Origin of the sequence: Photorhabdus sp. RM71S (assembly GCF_042879355.1) — a bacterium.
In the GTDB taxonomy this organism is placed as follows: Bacteria; Pseudomonadota; Gammaproteobacteria; order Enterobacterales; family Enterobacteriaceae; genus Photorhabdus; species Photorhabdus kayaii.
This window is the reverse complement of the sequence record NZ_JBHFKV010000210.1, coordinates 1-418: the sequence shown is the minus strand read 5'-3', so window position 1 is coordinate 418 and position 418 is coordinate 1. Positions and strand designations below refer to the sequence as shown.

Here is a 418-nt window from a genome sequence, read left to right as displayed (position 1 = left end):
CCACCCAAGGGCGCTGCGCGGTCACCTCAACAACAGCGTGCGGCTGGCCGCCGGGGTGAGCCTCTCAGCCCCAGAGGCGCACCGGGTTCGCTCGCTCACCCGCTGCTGTCACTATCAGTGCTAAAACCCACCGCCGCAGTCGCCGCCATCCCTGGCAGCTCCGGTGATAACATCAGTCCTAAAACCCGCCGGCAAGCCCATCAAGGTCAACGGCCACAGACCGGTAAGCCAGTCGGCCTGCGGCCTCCGCAGTTTATTACCCCCCGCCCCAACCCTGCTGCACTGGCTGCGCGCGGCTCGCACTGCGCTGCGCTCCGTTGCTCGTCCCCGTGCTCGCCATCGCCGCCCCGTGCAGCCCCCAGGGGGGCTTCCCTGTTAAAAAGCTTCACCTGCGGGCCTCGCCAGCCCGCACCCGCCA

At 68.7% G+C, this 418-nt stretch carries 1 protein-coding gene; it reads right to left on the bottom strand.

The window, feature by feature from the left end; all coding sequences use genetic code 11:
* Positions 1-120: 120 nt before the first annotated feature.
* On the bottom strand, positions 121-303 hold the full coding sequence (locus ACGF5R_RS24555) for a hypothetical protein (RefSeq protein WP_262981574.1): 183 nt from the start codon (positions 301-303) through the stop codon (positions 121-123).
* Between the last annotated feature and the right edge of the window lie 115 nt (positions 304-418).